Genomic DNA, 20,080 nt, shown 5'->3' with positions numbered 1-20,080 from the left:
TACGACTCTCGGCACGTTCAGCCACGCCTCCCACCTACCAGCAACAGTTGCCGATACTGTCGCGCTGTTTCTGGACGCGTCCCGACGCTGGAGAGCCGTCGGGAGACGACTCGGGGTGACGGGTGACCCACGGGACACCTACCAGCAAAATAATCCGCTATCTCCGAGGACCCCCGAGTGGACGGATTGAAGCCATCGTAGCCGGAAAATCGAATATGAGCGACGTAGTGGTGTCGGCGGCGTGGTTGGCCGACCGACTCGAGGAGGTGCACGTGGTCGACGTTCGGGACGCCTGGGAGTACGACGGCATCGGCCACATCCCCGGAGCGGTGAACGTCCCTTTCGAGACGTTCCGGTCCGAAGACGACGGCGAGGCCGGCATGCTGCCCGGCGCCGAGGCCTTCGCCGAGTTGTTGGGCGATGTCGGTATCGGCACCGACGACGACATCGTCGCCTACGACGACATGCACGGCGTCTTCGCCGCGCGGCTGCTCGTGACCGCCGAACTGTACGGCCACGACGCCGAGAAACTCCACCTACTGGACGGCGATTACTCCGCGTGGAGCCTCGAACACCCCGTCAGCGAGACGACGCCGCCGACCGAACCAGCCGACTACGAGGTATCCTTCCGAACCGACGGCCCTCTCGTGGGAATCGAATTCGTCGAGGCAGCCATCGACGACCCCGACACCGTCATCGTCGATACCCGGGAGGAGTGGGAGTACGAGGAGGGTCACATTCCCGGAGCGGTTCGCCTCGATTGGCGCGAACTCGTCGACGACGACACGCGCGGCCTACATTCGGAGTCGGAGATTCGGCGCCTCCTCGAAGAACGGGATATCACGCCGGAAAAACGCGTCCTCCTGTACTGCAACACCGCCCGTCGCATCAGCCACACCTACACCGTCCTTCGGCATCTCGGCTATCCCAATCTCGCCTTCTACGAGGGGAGCCTCACGGAGTGGGAGGCCGAGGGGGGCGAACTCGAAACCGACGTTTGAACCGTCTGCGGTGCGACACTTTCGACATATCCGTTCCAGTCACCCTCGAACGGGTCCGCATACTTATGCGGCTCAACGCTGAGTGCTATACATACAAATGTTCTCTCAGGGTGGAACCGCCGACCGGAGCTGGACTCGGCGGTCGGTGCTGAGACGGGCGGGGACCGTTGCCGGAGCCGGCGCGATTGCATCGCTCGCCGGCTGTGCGATACTCGGCGCCGACCACGCCACCTACTGGTCCGAAAGCGGACAACTCGATGGCGACTACGACGGCGTGATGGCGGCCGCCCGCGAGGCCGGCTACGATGTCGAGGAACCGTACTACGTCAACGACACGGAATCCAGAGGGGTCCATCCCGACGGCCTCACGGACCTCGACGAGCGGTTCGGGCCCGACTATCGCGTCTTCGGGTTCTCCCGCTACCACACCGAGACGGTGTTTCTGGAGTTTTCCCTCACCGGCGAACAGCCGTCGGTGGGGCTGTTCGACGACCGGGGCACCTTCGAGGGGATTCCAGTCGATTCCGTGCCGCCGGAGGAATGGCTTATCGAACAGTTCACGCTGGCGTTCGACGTCTCCGAGACGGACGCCCGGGAGTACGCCGAGGGGTTGCGCGAGCAGGCCGCCGAAGGGACGGACACTCCCCGCGTCGAGGTGAGCGAGCCACTGGATTTTCCGGGGTTCTACGGGGCGGTCGAATCCGAACGAACGGACGTGCTCGGCTCCGAGACCGGCGGCGACGGCTGGTACAACGAAACCTCGCTTCGGGACGGCCAGCGGTTCGCAACCGTCGCCTTCATCGTCCAGAGTATGGCTGTCATACACCGCGATGGCTCCCGGAGGTACAGGCTCAAACTCGACCGACTGGGCGGGTTCAATCTGGAGATTCGGCTGCCGGTCGGTGAGGAGATTCCCGAAGAGGAGTATCGTGGCGTGTTCCGACGGATGTTCGAGGACGTCGGGCTCCCGCCGGAGACGGTCGATGGCCTGACCTTCGAGTACTCGCCGTCGGTGTGGTAGCGCCCCGCTCCCATCGCGGTCAGCCGAACGCCTCGAAGGGTTCCCCACAGTCCCGACAGTAGTGCATCGACCGACACAGCGACGGCCCCTTTGGGTGTTCTCGGTCGGTGTTCTCCGACCCGCAGTAGGGGCACGTCGCCGCCTCGTCGCCGGCATCGGTGTCCGCCGAGGGGTCCGGTCGCCGTCTCATACCGACACCCCGAACTCACGCAGGTCGGCCTTGCCGTCGTCGGTGACCATCTCGACGTTCCACTCGGGACTCCAGACCAACTCGACATCGGCGGTGTCGACGCCGTCGGCGCTCTCTGCGGCGCGACGAACGTCCTCCCGCAAGTAATCACGGGCCGGACAACCGGTGTAGGTGAGCGTCATCGTCACCGTCGCGTGGCTCCCTTCGACGGTCACGCCGTAGATGAGCCCCAAGTCGACGGCCGAAATCGGCATCTCGGGGTCCTCGACCTCGTAGAGCCGTTCCCAGACGGCCGCTTCGACACCGGTGGCTCCATCGCCAGTCGCCGGCAGTCCATCCGGGGTGTTGCCGGCCTCGTAGTCGGTGTACGTACAGTACTCAGGGGTTCCTCCGTCGAACTCTGAGACATCCTCAGACATCGACGTCTGCCTCCTCGGGAGCGGGCATCAACGACGGCGCTTCGCTTCGTCCCAGTTGACGGTAGGTGAACGTGAACTCGTCGTACAGAGACCGCCACGCCTCGGTGTGGGTGCCGTCCCGGCCGCGGGAATCGGGGAGCAGCTCGGCGGCATCTTCGACCGGTACGTCGACGCCGAGGCCGGCGAGGAATCCGGAAACGACCTCGCGCCACTCCGCACGGAGGTCCGCGAGTGGCTCCGGCCGGACGTCGGTGTCGACGATGGTCTCCTCGTGGTCGGTGCGCTCGAACAGCGTCAGCGCGTGGGGAAACAGCCGGTCGACGGCTCGCTGGATGCGCTCGCGTCCCGCTCGACTCTCGGCCAGCCGTTCGAGCCAGTTCTGCGTGTGTTCGCGATGGTACGTCTCCTCTCCCTTGACCTTCCCCACCCGGTCGGCGATGGGTGCGTAGGCGCTGTCTTCGAGCGCCTGTAGACGCAGGTGTTCGTGGGTGTCGTAGAGGTAGCCGCGGACGACGCAGTCGGCCCAGTCGCCGTCCTCGAACGGCAACTCGACGAGCGTCGCGTGCCGAAAATCGGCGGGGTCGCGCTCCCAGATGAGGTCGACCTGGTCGTAGCCGAAATCCTCCAGTAAATCGTACCACAATCGGGCGTGACCCAACTCGTCTTGGGCGATGTTCGCGATTGCGATGTCGGCTTCCAGCGTCGGCCCGCGAACCTGCCACTCCGTGTAGCGTTCGGCGACGACGAACTCGTCGTCGGCCAGCGTCCGGAGTTCGGCTTCGACGGCCGCCCGCTCGCGGTCGCTCAGTTCCTCGGGTCCGTCGACCATCAGTTATCGGCCTCCGCGAGGTCGCGTTCGGCTTCCTCCTGTTCGCGCTGGCTGGCTTCGATTTCCTCGGCGAACGTCTCGTCGGTGTTGTAGTTCGTCGCCCAGCGGTACTGCTTCTGGGTGGTCCCGCCCATTTCGGTTCCGGGGTCGTCGGCGTGAACCGTCTCGATTTCCTCCTTCGGGACGACCCAGAGGCTGTTGGCCGGCTTCCGGCGAGCGTGCATAATCTGGGCGTACTGTTTCGCCAACTCGGCGTCCGGCGCGTGGACGTTACCGACGTGGGTGTGGTAATCCTTCGCTTTCTCCTGTCTGAACACTTCCCAAATCATGGTCAGTCGTCCGCTGCTGCAGGGGATACCCCGCCCTGCTCGGGTGATTCGATAGCATCGCGGACCCACTCGACGGCCGCCTGTGCGCGTTCGCGTTTCTCGATTTGACCGACGCCGGTCGGATACTCGTTTTTCGCGACGGTGAAGAACTCCTCCCAGTCGAGGTCCTCCTCGTAGACCTCGTAGTAGTCGTCGGCTTCGTGGTACTCGACGCGGGGGTACTCCGGCAGTTCGAGACCGTACTTCTTCGCCTTCGGGACGTAGGCGTTGAGGAAGGCGTTCCGGAGGTCGTCGTTGCTCATCGTCTTCAGGCCGACCTCCATGGCGAACTCCCCGTGGGTCGACTGGTCGTCGGTCGGCCCGAAGAACTGCAGGATGCGCGGCCACCACTTCTCGAAGGCCGCCTGCAACCGCTCGCGGTCGCGTTTCGACCCCGTCGCGATGGTCCGGAGGATGTCCTCGCCGTGTTTTATGTGGAATCCCTCTTCGAAGCAGATTTTGTCGATGGCGTGGGCGTAGGGCTCCCACGAGGTGCGCTTCAGCGTCGCCTGTCGGCGCATCGCCGCGCCATCGACGAAGAACATTATCATCGGCAACTCGTACCAGTCGTCCAGCGGGTAGTGAAAGCAGTTGAGGAACTTCCCATCGCCCGCTTCGAGTTCGTCCAGCATCTCCTCGCGCGTCTTGATGCCCAACTCCTCGGCGGCCCGATACAGCAGTTGTCCGTGGCCGACCTCGTCTTGGACCTGCGCCGAGACGGCGAGTTTCCTGTCGAGGCTCGGTGCCTGCCTGATGAACGGACGCTCGATGTAGGCACCCATGATTTCGCTGTTGGCGTGGAACTGAATCATCCGCGTGGCGGCCTCCCGGTACTCCCGTGGCATGTCGTCGCCGGGGCCGAACTCCCGCGGCCCGGCGCGTTCTTTCACTGTGTCGATGTCCATTCTACGTGAACTATTGTCACGAATTTACATACTGTTTGACCAGCCTATGGACTGGTTTTAAATACTAATCGTGCGAACAAGACTCATGATTTCGGAGTGTCTCGTCGTCGAGTTCCGGGTTACCGGCGACGACTGCCCGCTTGCGGCAGCATCTCGGAGCGCCGAAGAACCCATCGAAGCCGCACCGCCGCTCCGGCGGGCCGACGGCAACACGCTGTTGCGGTTTTCGACCGTCGACGACGCCGTCGGCGATACACTCGACGCCGACGACCGGATTCGATACCTCCACCGGACGAGCGCCGATAGCCGCCACACCTTTCGCTGTCTCTCGAAGGACCGCTGTGTCGTCCACGAACTCATCGACGAGGGCTTTCTGGTCGATTCGGTCCAGTACCGCGACGGCATCGAACGACACGTCGGTGCCGTCGTCGGACAGGAGGTACTCCACGGTGTTCTCGAGGCAGCAGGCGAGGCCGTCGGCGTGAAGCTCGAACGAATCTCCCCGCTGGGCGACGACGGCGACGTTTCCGTCGAGACGCGCTGGAACCTGACGCCCGGACAAGCCGCCGCCCTCGAAACCGCCTACGAGATGGGGTACTTCGAAGTGCCGAAACGGGTCACGTCCGCGGAAGTTGCGGCCGAACTCGACATCTCGAAATCGGCGTTCCTCGAACGCCTGCGCCGGGGGCAGGCGCGGCTTCTCGGTGGCGTGTTCACCTAATCAGCCGGTGAACTCACACACCAGTTTATTATCTCGAGGCTCGTTTCGAAAGACGGTGCCAGCGAACACGTGCAGAGCCTGACCGTTACCTACCTCCAACCCACCAACGGAAGCCGCCTCGAAGACGAATCACTTCGGAACGTTTCCGTCCAGCGGGCCGACTCCGTGGCAGCCGTCGACCACGGCACTGATTGCGTTCTCCTCGCCGTACACGACGACTGGAGCGCAAGCGTCGAAGAGCTTCGACACAGAGCGCCGAACCTCCCGATTGTCGTCGTAGGCGAGGCCGACCCCGAGGTTGGCGCCCTCGCCTCCCGACTCGGCGTCGAATACGCGCCGACGGAAGCCTTCGAGGACCGCGAGGAGACGCTCACCGAGCGAGTCCACGAAATCGTCGACGGCGAGGCCGCCCGAGTCGACCGCAACGAACAGGCACTGCGGGATTTACACGCGCTGTCGACCGGTCACGGGGAGTTCGAGGAGAAACTCGAACGCATCCTCGAAGTCGGCCGGGAGTATCTGGACCTCGACATCGGCTTTGCGACATCCATCGACACGGGCGAGCGCCGCTTGGAGATGCTCGCTGTCGCGGGCGATGCGGGCTTCGATGCCGGTGACGTCTTTCCACTGGAAGAGGCCTACTGCAAGGCCACCGTCCGCGGAAACGGGCTATTGGCAATCACCGACGCGACCGACCGCTGGCGGGACGACCCGGCGTACGACTCCGACTTGCGGTGTTATCTCGGCGGCACGCTCAGTATCGACGGCGAGACCTACGGGACGGTGTGTTTCGGTGGCGCCGAACCGAGGGACGTGTCGTTCACCGAATCCGAGCGGACGTTCGTCGAACTGCTCATCGACCGTGCGAGTTACGAACTCGAACGGGAACGCCGGGAAGCGGAACTGCAGACGGCCCGAGACGAGTTCGAGACGGTGCTGGAGCGCATCGACGACGGGTTCTTCGCACTCGATACGGCCTGGCGAATCACCTACGTCAACGACGGTGGCTACGAGGTTCTCAACGAAGCGGCAGCGGAGAACTACTCGAAAAGCGACCTCTCGGGGCGGAACCTCTGGGAGACCATTCCGGACGCCCTCGGAACTGCGTTCGAAGAGCACTATCGACGTGCGATGGAGACCCAACAGCCGGAGTCGTTCGAAGCGTACTACGAACCGCTGGACGCTCATCTCGGCGTCGAAGCCTACCCCTCCGAGGAGGGGCTTTCGGTGTTCTTCCGCGACGTGACCGAGAAGAGACGCCGCGAGCGAGCGCTCAACGACCTCCACTCGACGACGCGGGAGTTGATGAGCGCGACTACTCGGACGGAAATCGCGGAAATAATCAGCGGGGCCGCCGGTGACATCCTCGGACTCTCGTTCAACGCCGTTCGGTTGTACGACGACAAGACGGACCGACTGGTCCCCGCGGCTCTCAGCGAGAGGGCCACCGAGGAGATGGAGTCCCTCCCGACGTACGTCCCCGGCGAGGGGCTGTCGGGGACGGCGTTCCAGCGACAACGGACACTCGACACCGAGGAACACGACAGACCGATTCCGGACTCCTACGGCCCGATACGTGCGGCGGTTGCGATACCCATCGGCCGACACGGGACGCTGTCTATCGGCACCGAGAACGCCGACGGCATCGACGCCGTGGCACGAAGCCTCGCGAACATCCTCGCAGCCAACGCCGAAGCGGCGTTCGACCGCACCGAGCGCGAAACGCAACTCGAGCAGTACCGTGCGGTCCACGAGAGCGTCCGAGAGTCGGTGTTCGTCATCGACGCCGACGGCGACCTTCGGTTGGTGACGGACCCCTTAGCCGAGACGCTCGGCCTCGACCCCGACACGCTCATCGGACGCTCCGTCGAGGAGTTCCTCACCGCGACGGGATACGAGACCGGCGAGTTGCTCTTGGCCGACCTCCACCGGACGGACAGGGCCGAAAGCCGGAGCTACGAGACGACGCTTCTGACCGTCGACGGCGAGGAACTGCCCGTCGAAATCGAGCTCTCGCAGTACCCCGGCGATGAGTTGCTTGGCAGCGTCGGCGTCGTCCGCGACCGGAGCGAACTCGAAGCCGAACGGGCGCGCTTCGAGAACCTCTTCGAGCAGTCGCCCGACGCCATCACGGACGCGACGCTGACCGACGACGGCCCCATCATCCGTGACGTCAACCGCTCGTTCGAGGAGACTTTCGGCGTCGAGAAGGCAGAGGCGGTCGGCCAGTCGACGAACGACCTCATCGTCCCCGAGGACGACCGACCGGAAGCCGAACGGCTCGACGAACTCGACCCCGAAGCGTTGACCGAACCAATCGAAGTGAGCCGGCAAACACCGAACGGGGTACGGACGTTCCTCTTCCGTGGCGTCTACTACGGCCGCGCCGCCGAGGGACCGCGTGCATTCGGCATCTACACCGACATCAGCGACCGGAAAGCCGACCAGCGGCGCATCGAGATGTTGAATCGGGTGCTGCGGCACAACCTCCGGAACACCATCGGCGTCGTACAGGGGTATCTGGACCTTCTCAGGGACGGCGCGGATGGTGAAACCCTCGAATACATCGACAGCGCGAGCGACGCCGCCGAGCAAATCGCCGCCATCACCGAGAACGTCCGCGACATCGAACGGACGTTCGACGCCGACCGGAGGGACATCGACTATCAGGCCATCGACCTCATGTCGGTACTCGACGAGGCCATCGAGCGTGCCAACACGGAAAACACCGAGGCGACGTTCAGGACCGACGTCGACGGCGTCACCGTCTACGACGACGACCTGCTGCAGAAAGCAATCGCCGAGTTGGTGGAGAACGCTGCACTCCACGCCGGCGACGCACCGATTGTGACGGTGCGAGCGTCGGCCGACGACGAGGCCGTCACCATCCGAATCGAGGACGACGGACCGGGTGTCCCCGAACGTGAACGCCAGGTCGTCTCGGGCAAACAGGGCATCACACAACTCGACCACAGTCGGGGACTCGGGCTGTGGCTCGCTCACTACGTCGTCGAATCCCTCGATGGCTCGCTGTCGTTCGACGACGACCACGACGGCGCTGCCGTCGTGTTGGAACTGCCGCGGCCCGAGGACTGACCCCGGGATGCTCGGGGGTTCCGTTCCACGTCCTCGAAGTGATGCGGTTTGCAGCGGTCCGTAACTCCGTGGTACACGTGGCGAACAGCGACAACATTTGCTGCTACCTCGCTAAACGTTCAAGCGGCTCCCCTACGAGCAGCGGCGTATGGTCGACCCCTACGCCCTTACCGAGGGCGAGACGTTCACGCACAGTCGGACGTTCACCCACGCCGACGTCGAGCAGTTCGTCGAGGTGTCCGAAGACGAGAACCCCCACCACGTCGAACCCGACGAGGAGGGTCGACTCGTCGTCCACGGCCTCCTGACGGGGACGCTCCCGACGAAAATCGGCGGCGATTTGAACTACATCGCCCGGGAGTTGAACTACACCTTCCACCGGCCGGTGTACACTGGCGAGGAGATACGCTGTGCGATGACGGTCACGTCGGTCACCGAACGCGACGACGGCGTCCGCCTCCAGACGGAGTACGTCTGCCGAAACGAGGCCGACGAAGTCGTGATGTCCGGCGACAGCGACGGCGTGGTCTACGAGTAACGCCCGTCGAGACGCCTTACTTCTCTACGTCCGCACCGAGGTCGTACAGCACCTCAAAGAACTCGGGAAAGGACACGTCGACGTGTTCGGCGCCCTCGATTGTCGTCTCGCCGTCGGCGACGAGTGCGGCGACGGCCAGCGACATGACGATGCGGTGGTCGTCGTAGCCTTCGACGGTGGCGCCTTCGAGGCCGCCACCGTGGACGACGAGTTCGTCCTCGTACTCCTCGACGTCGACGCCCATCTTCGTCAACTCCGTAGCCATCGCGGCGACCCGGTCGGTCTCTTTCAGACGGACGTGCTCGCAGTCCGTAATCCGGGTCGTCCCCTCGGCGGCGGCGCCGAGTACCGCGATGGTCGGCAGCAGGTCCGGCGTGTCGGCGACGCCCACCTCGACGCCAGAGAGGTCGGATTCGGCGACCGAAATCGCGCCGTTCGCGCGGTCCCACTCGATGTCGGCGCCCATTCGTTCGAGGATTGAGACGATAGCCGAATCCCCCTGTGCGCTGGGGTAGGCACCCTCGACGAGTAACTCGCCGTCGGCGGCGAGTGCGCCCGCCGCGAGTAGATACGACATCGACGAGAAGTCACCGGGAACGTGGTACTCGCCGTCGGTCGGTTCGTAGGACTGCCCGCCCGGGACCCGGAAGCCGTCGGCACCCGAGGACCGAACCTCGGAGTCGTCGCCACCGATGACTTCGGCGTCGATGCCGAAGTCCGCGAGCACCTCCAGGGTAATATCGACGTACGGCGCGGATTTGAGGTCCGTCGTGAGGTCGATTTCGAGTCCGTTCTCGGTAACTGCGCCGGCCATCAGCAGACCGGTGATGTACTGTGAGGACACGTCGCCCTGGATGGATACCGTCTCGCGGTCGATGCCCTCGCCGACGACGAGCGGTGCCTGTCCGTTTCGACGCGTCGACTCCGCGCGGGCGCCGAGGTCATCGAGAGCGTCCAGCAGCGGCCCCTGCGGTCGGGAACGAAGCGAGGTGTCGCCGGTCAACACCGCGAGGTTCTCGACGAGGGCGCCGGCGGCGGCCGTCAGGCGCATCGTCGTCCCGCTGTTGGCACAGTCGACGACGTTGCCCGGTGTCTCGGGAGCCCCCTCGAAGCCGACGACTTCGAGGTCGTCGTCGACGCGTTCCGTCGACCCGCCGTAGGCCTCGACGGCGCGGGCCGTCGCCTTCGTGTCGGCGCTGAAAAGCGGGTTCTTCACGAGCGCGCCGCCACCGTATCCGGCGGCGAGAATCGCACGGTGAGTGTAACTCTTCGACGGCGGCGCGCGGGCGCTCCCGCGGACCTGCGAGGGCGAGATGCGAACGTCCATATCGGCGGGTGGCGGCCCGCCGACAAAGGCCTGCCGACAAGGGGTAGGGCTTTACTCCTCCCGCCCCCGGCATCCGGTATGGACCCCGACCTCTCTGCGCTCGATGAGTTCCTCGATGAGGCGGGCCTCGACGGCTACCTCGTCGAGGCCGACGGCGAGGACTCGGACCAGCGGTACCTCTCCGGTTTCACCGCTCCCGACCCCTTCGTGACGCTGTACACCGGCGAGACACACCTGCTCGTCTCGGCGCTGGAGTACGGCCGCGCCAAGCGCAACGCACGCGCCGAAACCGTCGAACGCCACTTCGAGTACGACCACCGGAAGAACCTCGAAGAGTACGGCCAGACGGAGGGCGGCCACCGGACGCTCGCCGCGTTCCTCGATGCCCACGGCGTCGAATCGGTCGCCACGCCGGTCGACTTCCCGCTGGGCACCGCCGACGGCCTCCGAGACCGCGGCGTGACCGTCGAAGCCGACTACGACGACACCGTCGAATCCATCCGCGCGACGAAGACCGACGAGGAAGTCGAACATATCCGGGCGGCACAGAAGGCAAACGAGGCCGCGATGGCCCGCGCCGAGGAACTGCTGGCCGAGGCCGATGTCGAGGACGGAACGCTCGTTTTCGACGGCGAGGTGCTCACCTCCGAGCGCGTCAAGCAGGAAATCGAAATCGAACTGTTGCGGCACGGCTGTGCGCTCGACGAGACCATCGTCGCCTGCGGGGCCGACGCCGCCGACCCCCACGACCGCGGGTCCGGCCCGCTTTCGGCCGACGAAGCCATCATCATCGACATCTTCCCGCGCTCGAAGGAGACGGGGTACTACGCCGACATGACCCGGACGTTCTGTGTGGGCGACCCCTCGGCGAAAATCGCCGAGTGGTACGACCTCACGCTGGAGGCACAGGAGGCGGCGCTGGATGCCATCGAGGCCGGCGTCACTGGCAGCGAGGTCCACGGCGCGGTGTGTGACGTATACGAGGACGCCGGCCTGCCGACCCTTCGGAGCGACGAGACGACCGAAACCGGCTTCATCCACACGACGGGCCACGGCGTCGGTCTCGATATCCACGAGTTCCCGCGGGTCTCCGAACAGGACAACGAACTCCAAGCCGGCCACGTCGTCACGGTCGAACCCGGGCTGTACGACCCCGCGGTCGGCGGCATTCGCATCGAGGACCTCGTCGTCGTCACCGAGGACGGCCACGAGAACCTCACCGACTACGAGAAATCCCTCGTGCTGTAATCCGGTAAGCTACAAACCCCCGCCACGCCTACCAGCATACGGCGGCGATGATGAGGCACCTACCCCCGCTCCGAGCCCCTTGTGACGACGCCTACTCCTGAGCCGCCATTCGACGCGACCACTGCGTACTATCGCTCGGGACCAGACGAACGCCTTTTGACTGACGGGGAGCAATCCATCGCCATGCAACTGCTCGTCGTCGGCGCGGGAGAGATGGGCCGGTGGTTCGCCCGTCACAGCGGCGCCGACGCCGTCGCCTTCGCCGACCGCGACCCCGAGGTGGCCCGAGAGGCTGCCGACGAGACGGCCGACGCCACGACAGTCCCGCTGGACACCGACGAGCGATTCGAGGTCGTCTGTGTCGCCGTTCCGATGACCGCCGTGCCGGACGCCATCGCCGAACACGCCACGAAGGCGACCGAAGCGGTCGTCGACGTATCCGGAGAGATGCGCGATTCGGTGGCGGCGCTGTCGACCCACGCCGAGAGCCGCGAGCGGGCGAGTTTTCACCCGCTGTTTTCGGCGTCGAACGCGCCCGGAAACATCCCAATCGTCGTCGATTCGGGTGGGGCGACCGTCGACGCCATCCGCGAGTCGCTTTCGACGGCCGGCAACGAGGTCTTTGAGACGACACCCGAGGAACACGACCGAGCGATGGAGACGGTACAGGCGAGAGCGCACACGGCGGTGTTGGCCTACGCGTTGGCCGCCGAGGAGGTCGACCCGCGGTTCCAGACCAACCTCTCGGAACCGCTCGATGAGTTGGTCGACAGAATCGTCGGCAACACGCCCGAGGTGTACGCCGAGATTCAGGAGCGCTTCGAGGGCGGCGACTCCGTCGCCGAGGCCGCACGCGCGCTCTCTGAAGCCGACCGGGAGACCTTTCTGGACCTCTACGAGGAGGCGGGACGATGACCGACACCGACGCCATCCTCGACAACGCGCGATATCTCCGGAACGTCCGACCCATCGACCCCGAGGAGATTTACGAGTACGTCGACGGCCAGCCACATCCGGCGGTCGTCCGCGAGACGCTGCGCGACCACGCCTTCGAGTTGGGGATTCGGGAACGCGAAGACGGTACGTTCGTCCCGGTCGAAGACGGGACGATAACCCCGCGGTTAGACGGCGTCGAGCGCTTCCCCGAGGCCTACGCCCGGCGGCTTGAGGACCTCCTCGTCGAGCGGTACGGCCCCGGTTGGCCGAAGGGTGACAGCGGCGCCGGCCTCCGGGAGCGCATCGACCGTCTGAAGGAGGCGTACTTCGCCGACGAGGCGGTCACCTACGACGAGGACACGGCCCTCGCCTACGCCATCTACCACCTGCCGGATTACTACGCGGCGATACAGTACGCCCTCGACGAGGTGGGTCGAGCAGGGCTGCTCGGCCGCCGACTCCGAGTGCTTGAGGTCGGCGCCGGCACGGGCGGGCCGGCGCTCGGGGTTCACGACTACCTCCCCGAAGAGACCCTCGTCGAGTACGATGCCGTCGAACCGAGCGCTGCCGCGGACATCCTCGAAGCGATGCTCGAGGAGACGCGCCCGGGCTTTTCGACGACGGTCCACCGCGACCGTGCCGAATCGTTCACCCCGGACGGCGAGTACGACCTCATCGTCTTCGGAAACGTCCTCTCGGAGTTAGACGACCCCGTCTCGGTCGCCGAGCGGTATCTCGAGTACCTCGCCGACGACGGAACGCTGGTGGCGCTGTCGCCCGCCGAAGAGCGAACGGCGACCCGGTTGCGGAACATCGAGCGTGACCTTCTGACTCGCCGCGAGGACGCGACCGTGTACGCGCCGACGGTTCGACTCTGGCCCGAGGAAGCCCCGGAGGACCGCGGGTGGACGTTCGCCCGTCAGTCCGACCTCGAACCGCCGGCGTTCCAGAGCCGACTCGACCGGGCCGCGGTCGACGGGAACGACGACGGTCTCGCCGCCGGTGACGGAACGTACCTGAACACCGACGTACAGTACGCCTACCTCCTGGTTCGGACCGACGGGAAGCGGGCCATCGAGTACACGCCGGACGCCGACGAGGTGGCGAAGATGGCCGAGATGGAGTCCCACGTCACCGACCGAATCGACCTCGACGCGCTGAAACTGTCGCCGAACCTCGCCGAGGAGGGCAATCCGCTGTTCAAAATCAGCGACGGCTCGGAGGCCGTCGACCACTACGCCGTCCTCACGCGGGAATCGGCGCTCAACGAATCCCTCCTCCGTGCGCCGTACGGCACGCTGCTTCACTTCGAGAACGTCCTCGTCCTGTGGAACGACGACGAGGAGGCGTACAACCTCGTCGTCGACGCCGAGACGGTCGTCGACCGGCTTAGCTGATTACCCCGGTCCGTGCGGTGAACTTTTGCGACACCGGCACCGACGGCTCGTATGGATATTCTGCTGACGAACGACGACGGCATCGACGCCGTCGGCATCCGGGCGCTGTACGATGCCCTCGAGTCGGTCGGCGACGTGACGGTGGTGGCACCGGAGGTCGACCAGAGCGCGGTCGGTCGACAGCTCTCACGGAACGTCGAACTGACGGAACACGAACTCGGCTACGCCGTTCAGGGAACGCCGACGGACTGCGTCGTCGCCGCCCTCGCCGCGATGGATTTCGACCCCGACATCGTCGTTTCGGGCTGTAACCGCGGCGCGAACCTCGGGGAGTACGTCCTCGGCCGCTCGGGAACCGTCTCGGCGGCCGTCGAAGCCGCCTTCTTCGGCGTTCCGGCCATCGCCGCATCCGTGTACTTCCCGGCCGGCGACATCACCTTCCAGGAGTTCACCCCCCAACCGGAGCACTTCTCGGAGGCAACACGCGCGGTCCGGTACCTCATCGAACACGCCTTCGGTGCGGGCGTCTTCGACGACGCCGACTACCTGAACGTCAACGCGCCGCTGCCGCCCGAGGAGGGCCACGCCGACATGGAAATCACCCGTCCCTCCCACGTCTACGAGATGGACGCCGAAAACGAGCGCGGGACGGTGACGATTCACGACCGCATCTGGGAGATGATGGCCGAGGGGTCCGTCCCCGACCCGCAGGGCAGCGACCGACGAGCGGTCGTCGAGGGTCGCGTCAGCGTCTCGCCGCTGACGGCACCGCATACGACCACCCGCCACGAGGCCCTCGACGGACTGGCGGAAGCCTACGACGGGTGAATCGACCGACGAGAGGCGAGTCGAGACCTCTCTGATGAACCTTCTGGCCCGCGTTCGGCCATCAACCGTTTATGTCGCTGTCGAGTACGAATCAACGATGCGACAGACACGGCAACGCGAACCGACGACGGAGGGCGATACGATATGAACCGACGACGATTCCTGACCGCCACGGCGGGCGCGGGAACGGTTCTCGTCGCTGGCTGTACGGGCAACGGTAACTCCGAAAGTCCTAGCGGGAACGGCGGGAACGGCGGGTCCGCGATGGGGACGTTCCGACTGCTCATCAGCGACCAACCGGCCGACATCGGGGACTTCGAGTCGCTGGACGTCACTCTCTCGAAAGCGCGAGTGTTCCGCGCTGCCGACGACGAGGAAGGCGACGATGACGACGATGACGACGGAACGGAAACCCCCGAGGGGACCGAAACCGCCGAACCCACCGAGACAGAAGAACCGACCGAGACGCCGGAGGGGACAGAAGCCGAAAACGAGGACGACGAAGACGACGAAGACGATGATGAGGAAGACGACGACGAAGACGGTGAGGGCGGCTTCACCGAACTCGACCTCGAGGGCGAAACGGTCGATTTGACGGAAGTCGTCGGCGACAAGGCGATTTCCGTGCTGGAGGGCGAACTCGAAGCGGGCACCTACACGAAAATCGAACTCCACGCCTCCGAGGTGGTCGGCGTCGTCGACGGCGAGGAAGTCGACGTGAAACTCCCCAGCGAGAAATTGCAGATTACCAAGACGTTCGAAGTCGAGGAGGGCGAGGAAGTGAGCTTCGTCTTCGACATCAACGTCGTCAAGCGAGGCCCCAACAACGGATACATCCTCAAACCGGTCATCTCCGAGAGTGGGGTCGCCGGTGAGGATGTCGAAGTCGAGGAGGTCGACGACGATGACGACGAGGATGGGGAAGACGACGAAGAAGACGAAGACGACGAAGACGACGGGACCGAAACCGCCGAACCGACCGAAACGCCGGAAGCAACCGATTCGCCCGAACCGGCCGGCAACGAATCGGCGTAATCGACGCTGCGAAACGTAGCTACAATCGATTTTTGGACGCGAATTTTCTCGTAAATTGTAACGACTAGTGGTTACTGCTCAGCGTAACTTACTTGATGGTCCCTGCCATCGATGTGTCTATGCCGATACAACGCCGTCGATTCATTACGGCACTCGGGACAGGTGCGGTTGCCGGACTGGCTGGCTGTGCACAGTTGGGCGGAAGCGAAAACGACGACGCCCCCGGCGTCGCCGGGGAAACGCTGACCCTCACGACGACGACGAGTACCGACGACACCGGCCTCCTCGACGAGCTGAACGCCCCATTCGAGGAGATGTACGGCGTCACCGTCGATACGGTCGCACAGGGGACGGGTGCGGCGCTACAGACCGCCCGCGACGGCGATTCCGACGTGGTGATGGTCCACGCCCGGTCGCTGGAAGACGAGTTCATGCGCGACGGCATCGGTGTGAACCGCCGCGATTTGATGTTCAACGACTTCGTCATCGTCGGCCCGGAGAGCGACCCAGCGGGCATCGAGGGGATGAGTTCTGCGACGGAGGCGTTTGCGACCATCGCCGAATCGGAGTCCACGTTCGTCTCCCGCGGCGACAACTCGGGGACGCACACCAAGGAACTCATCATCTGGGAGGAAGCCGGCGTCGACCCTGCCGGCGACTGGTATCGCGAGACCGGACAGGGGATGGGGCAGGTGCTCAACATCGCCAACGAGCAGAGTGGGTACACGCTGTCGGACCGCGGGACGTACCTCTCCCAGCGCTCCGAAATCGACCTCACGATTCTCGTCCAGGGGCCCATCGAGGACGGCCCGGAAATCCTCGCGAACCCCTACGGCGTTATCGCGGTCAACCCCGCCGTCCACGACAACGTCAACTACGACCTCGCGATGGCCTACATCGGCTACATCACCAGCCCCGAGGGACAGGAAATCATCGACAGCTACGAGGCCAACGGCGAACAGCTGTTCTTCCCGCGGGCGCTGTCGGAGGACCCCGACTTCCAACAGTACGTTCCGGAAGGTTGGAGTAGCGACTCCGCCGAGAACTGACCGTGACTCCCGGGCTGGCCTCGCTCGCGCTGTTGGCCGAGTTCCCCTTCGAGTCGGTGTACGTCCGGAGTATCATCTTCGTCTCGCTGTACGTCAGCATCATCGCCGTCGTGTTGAGTACGCTCGTGAGCGTCCCGATTGCGCTCGTGGTCGGCTTCACCGACATCCCGGGAAAACGGTTCATCAAGTCGGTCATCAACACCGGGATGGGGTTTCCGAGCGTCGTCGTCGGGTTGCTCGTGCTGTTCGCCGTCTCCAATCAGGGACCGCTCGGACCGCTCGAACTCGTCTTTACGAAGGAGGCGATGATTATGTCGCAGTTCGTGTTGGCGACACCCGCCATAACAGCGGTCAGCCTCGCCGCCGTCACGAGCGTCGAGGAGAACGTCCGCGACGCTGCCCGCAGTCTCGGCGGGACGCGACTGGACGTTGCGCTCGTCGTCATCAAGGAGGCCCGATACGGCATCGCGACGGCGATACTGGCCGGCTTCGGACGGGCGATTAGCGAAGTCGGGTCGGTCCTCATCGTCGGCGGCAACATCGCGGGGTCGGAGGGCGTCTCGAAGACGCGGACGCTGACGACCGCAATCCAACTGGAGGCCAGACAGGGTCGCTACGAGACGGCGATGGTGCTCGGCGGCGTCCTCGTCGCCATCGTCCTGCTCGTGAACGCCATCGTCGTCCGACTCGGCGACGACAAGGTGATGGGCTGATGTTGCGAGCCGACTCAGTGTCGTTGGCCTACGGCGACGAAACCGTCGTCGACGACCTCACGCTGTCGGTGGATTCCGGCGAGGTGGTTGCTGTCATCGGCCCCTCCGGCGTCGGGAAGACGACGCTGCTACGGTTGTTGTCGCTGTCTCTGGAACCCGATTCCGGCCGCGTGACCTTCGACGACACCGACGTGTGGGCCGTCGACGAGGACGAACGGCTTGCCCTCCGCCGACGGGTCGGGATGGTGTTTCAAGAAGCCAGCCTCTTCGACGCCTCCGTCGCCCGGAACGTCGAGTACGGCCTCCGAATCCGGCGACAGTGGCGCGAACGATTTCGGGAGCAACTGCGGTCCGTGGTCCGGTTGAACGGCACCGCTGACGCGGTCGAAGACGCCTTGGAAGTCGTGGGGATGACAGAGAAAATCGACCAGGACGCCCGGTCGCTTTCGGGCGGCGAGGCCCAGCGAGTCTCCTTCGCGCGGGCGCTTGCGTACGACCCCGACGTGCTCCTGTTGGACGAACCGACTTCGGACCTCGACCCCCGCAACACGGCGGTCATCGAGTCGGCCATCGAGACGGCACGAAACAGCGGCATCGGGGTCGTCGTCGCGACACACGACATGAACCAAGCCGAACGTATCGCCGACCGCGTCGCCGTCCTTCTCGATTCTGACTTGACCGAGGTCGGCCCGGCAAAGGCGGTGTTCGAGAGTCCCGAAGACGAACGCACCCGGAAGTTTATTTCCGGGGAACTGGTGTACTGAACCCAATGTTGCCCCTCGAGGGAGCGTTTGAGCACACATGACGCTCGAAAAGGGATTCGAACCGCGACTCGCTCGCGACGGCGTGACCGTCACCGGCCGGGACATCGAGATGCTGCGCGCGATAGACGAACAGGGGTCGATGTCCGGCGCGGCCGACGCCCTCGGTCGGTCCTACCCCCACCTCCAGCGCCGCGTCGACGAAATCGAGGGCGCCTTCGGTCCGCTGACCACCAGAGTTCGCGGCGGGAGCGACGGCGGGGGGGACCGCCCTCACCGACGAGGCACGTGACCTCATCAGACAGTTCGACCGCCTCCGAGTCGAACTGTCGGGGGTCACCTCGGTCACCGAGTCCATCGTGCCGGGGACCGTCGTCGCCCGCGACGGCGAGTTGGCGAGTGTCGAAACCGACGCCGGCGAGATGGCCGCTCGTGTTCCCGACGATTCTCGGGAAGTGGAGATAGCCATCCGGTCGGACGCCGTCGTTCTCATGGACCCCGAGACGGCCGCCGAGGGCCACACCAGCCTCCGGAACCAACTCTCAGGGACCGTCTCCCGGGTCGAAACCGCCGACGCCGTCTCGACGGTGACGGTGACCGTCGCAGAGGGCGTCGACATCGAGGCAGTCGTGACCGCCGAGAGCAGGGACCGACTCGGATTGCGGGAGGGGAGAGATGTCGTCGCGGCGTTCAAGACGACCGCCGCGCGGGCGATTGCGACCGATTCCTGACGGTTAGAGGACGCCGAGGACGAACCCGAGACCCATCCCGACGAGGACGACCGCCGAAAACACCGGAAGGTACGGTGCGAGGCGTTCGACGTCCTCCTCGAAGGACTCGTAGCCGGCGATGAGCAGCATCGTCAGCGTGACGATGCCGACGATGACCGTGAGGGCGTAGGCAGTCATCAGTTCCAGACAGTGTGCGGAACCGCTGCAAAGCGCGATGATTTCGAACTCCTCCTCGTGGGCGAAGCCGAGCAGGAACGCGAACCACGCGATGCCCAACAGGCCGCGCTCGTCGGCGCTGTCGGCGTCGTGGGCGTGGCTGTGACCGCCCACGAACGGAAGCCTCCGTTTCAGCCGTTCGAACAGGCTGTCGTGGTCATGTCTCTCCCCGTGGGCGTGTGTGTGGCCACGGCCCCCGTGGCCGTGGTCGTGTCCGTGTCCGTAATCGTGATTGTGTCCACCGTCGTCGTGGCCATGACTGTGTTCGCCGTGGTCGTGGTTGTGCCCGCCGTCGTCGGTTCCGATGCCGTGGCTGTGGCCGTGGCGATACTCACGGATGCCCAGTGCGATGAGCAGAGCGCCCGCGACGAGGCTAACCGGACCGCCGATTTCGAGTCCGCCGAACAGCGCGATGGGGTCGTCAAGTTGCGTGAGTTCGAAGTACGACTTCGCATAGAAGAACGCGACGACCATGGCGATGCTGCTCACGAGGTGGCCGATACCGAGCAGGAGGCTGGCGGCGAAGCCGTGGACCCACTTGTATCGCTGGTCGAGGGCGTAGGAAGCCGCGACCGGCCAGCCGTGGCCCGGTTCGATGCCGTGAACCGCGCCGAGGGCGACCGCACCGAACAGCAGTCCGAGCGCCTCGCCGTGTAACATGTCGTTTCGTGTTCGGTGAAGGGCCGTCTTAGGGATTGTTACTACCGGAACGGGGGCATCGTCATACGATTCGTGGAGGTGACGCGGGCAC

The 20,080-nt window shown here is 65.1% G+C and carries 22 protein-coding genes; 15 read left to right on the top strand and 7 right to left on the bottom strand.

What is annotated here, in order from left to right; genetic code table 11:
• The first annotated feature begins 215 nt into the window (after positions 1-215).
• A complete protein-coding gene (locus GJ631_RS07340) occupies positions 216-1,001 on the top strand; it encodes a sulfurtransferase (RefSeq protein ID WP_156708529.1) in 786 nt (261 codons plus the stop codon).
• Positions 1,002-1,146: 145 nt separating this feature from the next.
• The gene (locus GJ631_RS07335) at positions 1,147-2,022 is read left to right on the top strand and encodes a hypothetical protein (RefSeq protein WP_197424898.1); all 876 of its coding nucleotides are present in this window, start codon (positions 1,147-1,149) and stop codon (positions 2,020-2,022) included.
• A gap of 19 nt (positions 2,023-2,041) precedes the next feature.
• On the opposite strand, the gene paaE is transcribed toward GJ631_RS07335, so the two are convergent.
• From paaE to paaA, 5 genes are read right to left on the bottom strand one after another with little or no spacing between them, the layout of a single operon-like run.
• The gene (gene paaE / locus GJ631_RS18525) at positions 2,042-2,212 is read right to left on the bottom strand and encodes a 1,2-phenylacetyl-CoA epoxidase subunit PaaE (RefSeq protein ID WP_197424896.1); all 171 of its coding nucleotides are present in this window, start codon (positions 2,210-2,212) and stop codon (positions 2,042-2,044) included.
• Positions 2,209-2,631: a 1,2-phenylacetyl-CoA epoxidase subunit PaaD gene (gene paaD / locus GJ631_RS07330; protein ID WP_156708527.1), complete on the bottom strand. Its 423-nt coding sequence runs from the start codon at positions 2,629-2,631 to the stop codon at positions 2,209-2,211. Before paaD ends, paaE begins: the two co-directional genes overlap by 4 nt.
• A complete protein-coding gene (gene paaC / locus GJ631_RS07325) occupies positions 2,624-3,460 on the bottom strand; it encodes a 1,2-phenylacetyl-CoA epoxidase subunit PaaC (protein ID WP_156708526.1) in 837 nt (278 codons plus the stop codon). Before paaC ends, paaD begins: the two co-directional genes overlap by 8 nt.
• Positions 3,460-3,789, bottom strand: a complete 330-nt coding sequence (gene paaB, locus GJ631_RS07320; protein ID WP_156708525.1) for a 1,2-phenylacetyl-CoA epoxidase subunit PaaB — start codon at positions 3,787-3,789, stop codon at positions 3,460-3,462. Before paaB ends, paaC begins: the two co-directional genes overlap by 1 nt.
• Before the next feature lie 2 nt (positions 3,790-3,791).
• On the bottom strand, positions 3,792-4,733 hold the full coding sequence (gene paaA / locus GJ631_RS07315) for a 1,2-phenylacetyl-CoA epoxidase subunit PaaA (protein ID WP_156708524.1): 942 nt from the start codon (positions 4,731-4,733) through the stop codon (positions 3,792-3,794).
• Positions 4,734-4,818: 85 nt separating this feature from the next.
• Here paaA and GJ631_RS07310 point away from each other — a divergent pair, with 85 nt between their 5' ends.
• From GJ631_RS07310 to GJ631_RS07300, 3 genes are all read left to right on the top strand, one after another.
• A complete protein-coding gene (locus tag GJ631_RS07310; protein ID WP_156708523.1) occupies positions 4,819-5,454 on the top strand; it encodes a helix-turn-helix domain-containing protein in 636 nt (211 codons plus the stop codon).
• 69 nt (positions 5,455-5,523) lie between these two features.
• Positions 5,524-8,550, top strand: coding sequence for a PAS domain S-box protein (locus GJ631_RS07305; protein ID WP_156708522.1), 3,027 nt, complete (start codon positions 5,524-5,526; stop codon positions 8,548-8,550).
• A 148-nt stretch (positions 8,551-8,698) separates the two neighbouring features.
• Entirely contained in the window at positions 8,699-9,088 is a 390-nt protein-coding gene (locus GJ631_RS07300) for a MaoC/PaaZ C-terminal domain-containing protein (RefSeq protein ID WP_156708521.1), read from the top strand.
• A gap of 16 nt (positions 9,089-9,104) precedes the next feature.
• Here the strand turns inward: GJ631_RS07300 and aroA are convergent, their stop codons facing one another.
• Positions 9,105-10,415: a 3-phosphoshikimate 1-carboxyvinyltransferase gene (gene aroA / locus GJ631_RS07295; RefSeq protein ID WP_156708520.1), complete on the bottom strand. Its 1,311-nt coding sequence runs from the start codon at positions 10,413-10,415 to the stop codon at positions 9,105-9,107.
• Between the two features lie 78 nt (positions 10,416-10,493).
• On the opposite strand from aroA, the gene GJ631_RS07290 reads away from it, so the two are divergent.
• From GJ631_RS07290 to GJ631_RS19460, 10 genes are all read left to right on the top strand, one after another.
• The gene (locus tag GJ631_RS07290; RefSeq protein ID WP_156708519.1) at positions 10,494-11,663 is read left to right on the top strand and encodes a Xaa-Pro peptidase family protein; all 1,170 of its coding nucleotides are present in this window, start codon (positions 10,494-10,496) and stop codon (positions 11,661-11,663) included.
• A gap of 183 nt (positions 11,664-11,846) precedes the next feature.
• Positions 11,847-12,578 carry an NAD(P)-binding domain-containing protein gene (locus tag GJ631_RS07285; protein WP_156708518.1) on the top strand — a complete coding sequence of 244 codons (732 nt, stop codon included), beginning with the start codon at positions 11,847-11,849 and terminating at the stop codon, positions 12,576-12,578.
• A complete protein-coding gene (locus GJ631_RS07280) occupies positions 12,575-13,996 on the top strand; it encodes a small ribosomal subunit Rsm22 family protein (protein WP_156708517.1) in 1,422 nt (473 codons plus the stop codon). The genes GJ631_RS07285 and GJ631_RS07280 overlap by 4 nt, the downstream gene beginning before the upstream one ends.
• A 51-nt stretch (positions 13,997-14,047) precedes the next feature.
• The gene (gene surE / locus GJ631_RS07275; protein ID WP_156708516.1) at positions 14,048-14,824 is read left to right on the top strand and encodes a 5'/3'-nucleotidase SurE; all 777 of its coding nucleotides are present in this window, start codon (positions 14,048-14,050) and stop codon (positions 14,822-14,824) included.
• Between the two features lie 144 nt (positions 14,825-14,968).
• Positions 14,969-15,859, top strand: coding sequence for a DUF4382 domain-containing protein (locus GJ631_RS07270; RefSeq protein ID WP_156708515.1), 891 nt, complete (start codon positions 14,969-14,971; stop codon positions 15,857-15,859).
• Positions 15,860-15,978: 119 nt separating this feature from the next.
• Complete coding sequence (locus tag GJ631_RS07265; protein ID WP_156708514.1) at positions 15,979-16,908, top strand: substrate-binding domain-containing protein; 930 nt, start codon at positions 15,979-15,981, stop codon at positions 16,906-16,908.
• A complete protein-coding gene (locus GJ631_RS07260; protein ID WP_370518583.1) occupies positions 16,905-17,621 on the top strand; it encodes an ABC transporter permease in 717 nt (238 codons plus the stop codon). The genes GJ631_RS07265 and GJ631_RS07260 overlap by 4 nt, the downstream gene beginning before the upstream one ends.
• Positions 17,621-18,385 carry a phosphate ABC transporter ATP-binding protein gene (locus GJ631_RS07255; RefSeq protein WP_156708513.1) on the top strand — a complete coding sequence of 255 codons (765 nt, stop codon included), beginning with the start codon at positions 17,621-17,623 and terminating at the stop codon, positions 18,383-18,385. The genes GJ631_RS07260 and GJ631_RS07255 overlap by 1 nt, the downstream gene beginning before the upstream one ends.
• Positions 18,386-18,422: 37 nt before the next feature.
• Positions 18,423-18,674 carry a winged helix-turn-helix domain-containing protein gene (locus GJ631_RS18975; protein WP_231753917.1) on the top strand — a complete coding sequence of 84 codons (252 nt, stop codon included), beginning with the start codon at positions 18,423-18,425 and terminating at the stop codon, positions 18,672-18,674.
• A gap of 67 nt (positions 18,675-18,741) precedes the next feature.
• Positions 18,742-19,113 (top strand): molybdopterin-binding protein, encoded by a 372-nt coding sequence (locus tag GJ631_RS19460; RefSeq protein WP_370518581.1) that lies wholly within the window; start codon positions 18,742-18,744, stop codon positions 19,111-19,113.
• Positions 19,114-19,116: 3 nt separating this feature from the next.
• Here the strand turns inward: GJ631_RS19460 and GJ631_RS07245 are convergent, their stop codons facing one another.
• Complete coding sequence (locus GJ631_RS07245; RefSeq protein WP_156708512.1) at positions 19,117-19,989, bottom strand: hypothetical protein; 873 nt, start codon at positions 19,987-19,989, stop codon at positions 19,117-19,119.
• Between the last annotated feature and the right edge of the window lie 91 nt (positions 19,990-20,080).

The organism is Natronomonas sp. CBA1123 (genome assembly GCF_009741925.1).
Taxonomy (GTDB): Archaea; Halobacteriota; Halobacteria; order Halobacteriales; family Haloarculaceae; genus Natronomonas.
This window is presented reverse-complemented; position numbering and strand designations above follow the sequence as displayed.

What these genes read in the sequence shown, in the direction of transcription:
- GJ631_RS07340 (WP_156708529.1), top strand. Translation starts at nt 216, where the DNA reads ATGAGCGACGTAGTGGTGTCGGCGGCGTGGTTGGCCGACCGACTCGAG.
- paaE (WP_197424896.1), bottom strand. Translation starts at nt 2,212, where the DNA reads ATGAGACGGCGACCGGACCCCTCGGCGGACACCGATGCCGGCGACGAG.
- paaD (WP_156708527.1), bottom strand. Translation starts at nt 2,631, where the DNA reads ATGTCTGAGGATGTCTCAGAGTTCGACGGAGGAACCCCTGAGTACTGT.
- paaC (WP_156708526.1), bottom strand. Translation starts at nt 3,460, where the DNA reads ATGGTCGACGGACCCGAGGAACTGAGCGACCGCGAGCGGGCGGCCGTC.
- paaB (WP_156708525.1), bottom strand. Translation starts at nt 3,789, where the DNA reads ATGATTTGGGAAGTGTTCAGACAGGAGAAAGCGAAGGATTACCACACC.
- paaA (WP_156708524.1), bottom strand. Translation starts at nt 4,733, where the DNA reads ATGGACATCGACACAGTGAAAGAACGCGCCGGGCCGCGGGAGTTCGGC.
- GJ631_RS07310 (WP_156708523.1), top strand. Translation starts at nt 4,819, where the DNA reads ATGATTTCGGAGTGTCTCGTCGTCGAGTTCCGGGTTACCGGCGACGAC.
- GJ631_RS07300 (WP_156708521.1), top strand. Translation starts at nt 8,699, where the DNA reads ATGGTCGACCCCTACGCCCTTACCGAGGGCGAGACGTTCACGCACAGT.
- aroA (WP_156708520.1), bottom strand. Translation starts at nt 10,415, where the DNA reads ATGGACGTTCGCATCTCGCCCTCGCAGGTCCGCGGGAGCGCCCGCGCG.
- GJ631_RS07290 (WP_156708519.1), top strand. Translation starts at nt 10,494, where the DNA reads ATGGACCCCGACCTCTCTGCGCTCGATGAGTTCCTCGATGAGGCGGGC.
- GJ631_RS07285 (WP_156708518.1), top strand. Translation starts at nt 11,847, where the DNA reads ATGCAACTGCTCGTCGTCGGCGCGGGAGAGATGGGCCGGTGGTTCGCC.
- GJ631_RS07280 (WP_156708517.1), top strand. Translation starts at nt 12,575, where the DNA reads ATGACCGACACCGACGCCATCCTCGACAACGCGCGATATCTCCGGAAC.
- surE (WP_156708516.1), top strand. Translation starts at nt 14,048, where the DNA reads ATGGATATTCTGCTGACGAACGACGACGGCATCGACGCCGTCGGCATC.
- GJ631_RS07270 (WP_156708515.1), top strand. Translation starts at nt 14,969, where the DNA reads ATGAACCGACGACGATTCCTGACCGCCACGGCGGGCGCGGGAACGGTT.
- GJ631_RS07265 (WP_156708514.1), top strand. Translation starts at nt 15,979, where the DNA reads ATGCCGATACAACGCCGTCGATTCATTACGGCACTCGGGACAGGTGCG.
- GJ631_RS07255 (WP_156708513.1), top strand. Translation starts at nt 17,621, where the DNA reads ATGTTGCGAGCCGACTCAGTGTCGTTGGCCTACGGCGACGAAACCGTC.
- GJ631_RS18975 (WP_231753917.1), top strand. Translation starts at nt 18,423, where the DNA reads ATGACGCTCGAAAAGGGATTCGAACCGCGACTCGCTCGCGACGGCGTG.
- GJ631_RS07245 (WP_156708512.1), bottom strand. Translation starts at nt 19,989, where the DNA reads ATGTTACACGGCGAGGCGCTCGGACTGCTGTTCGGTGCGGTCGCCCTC.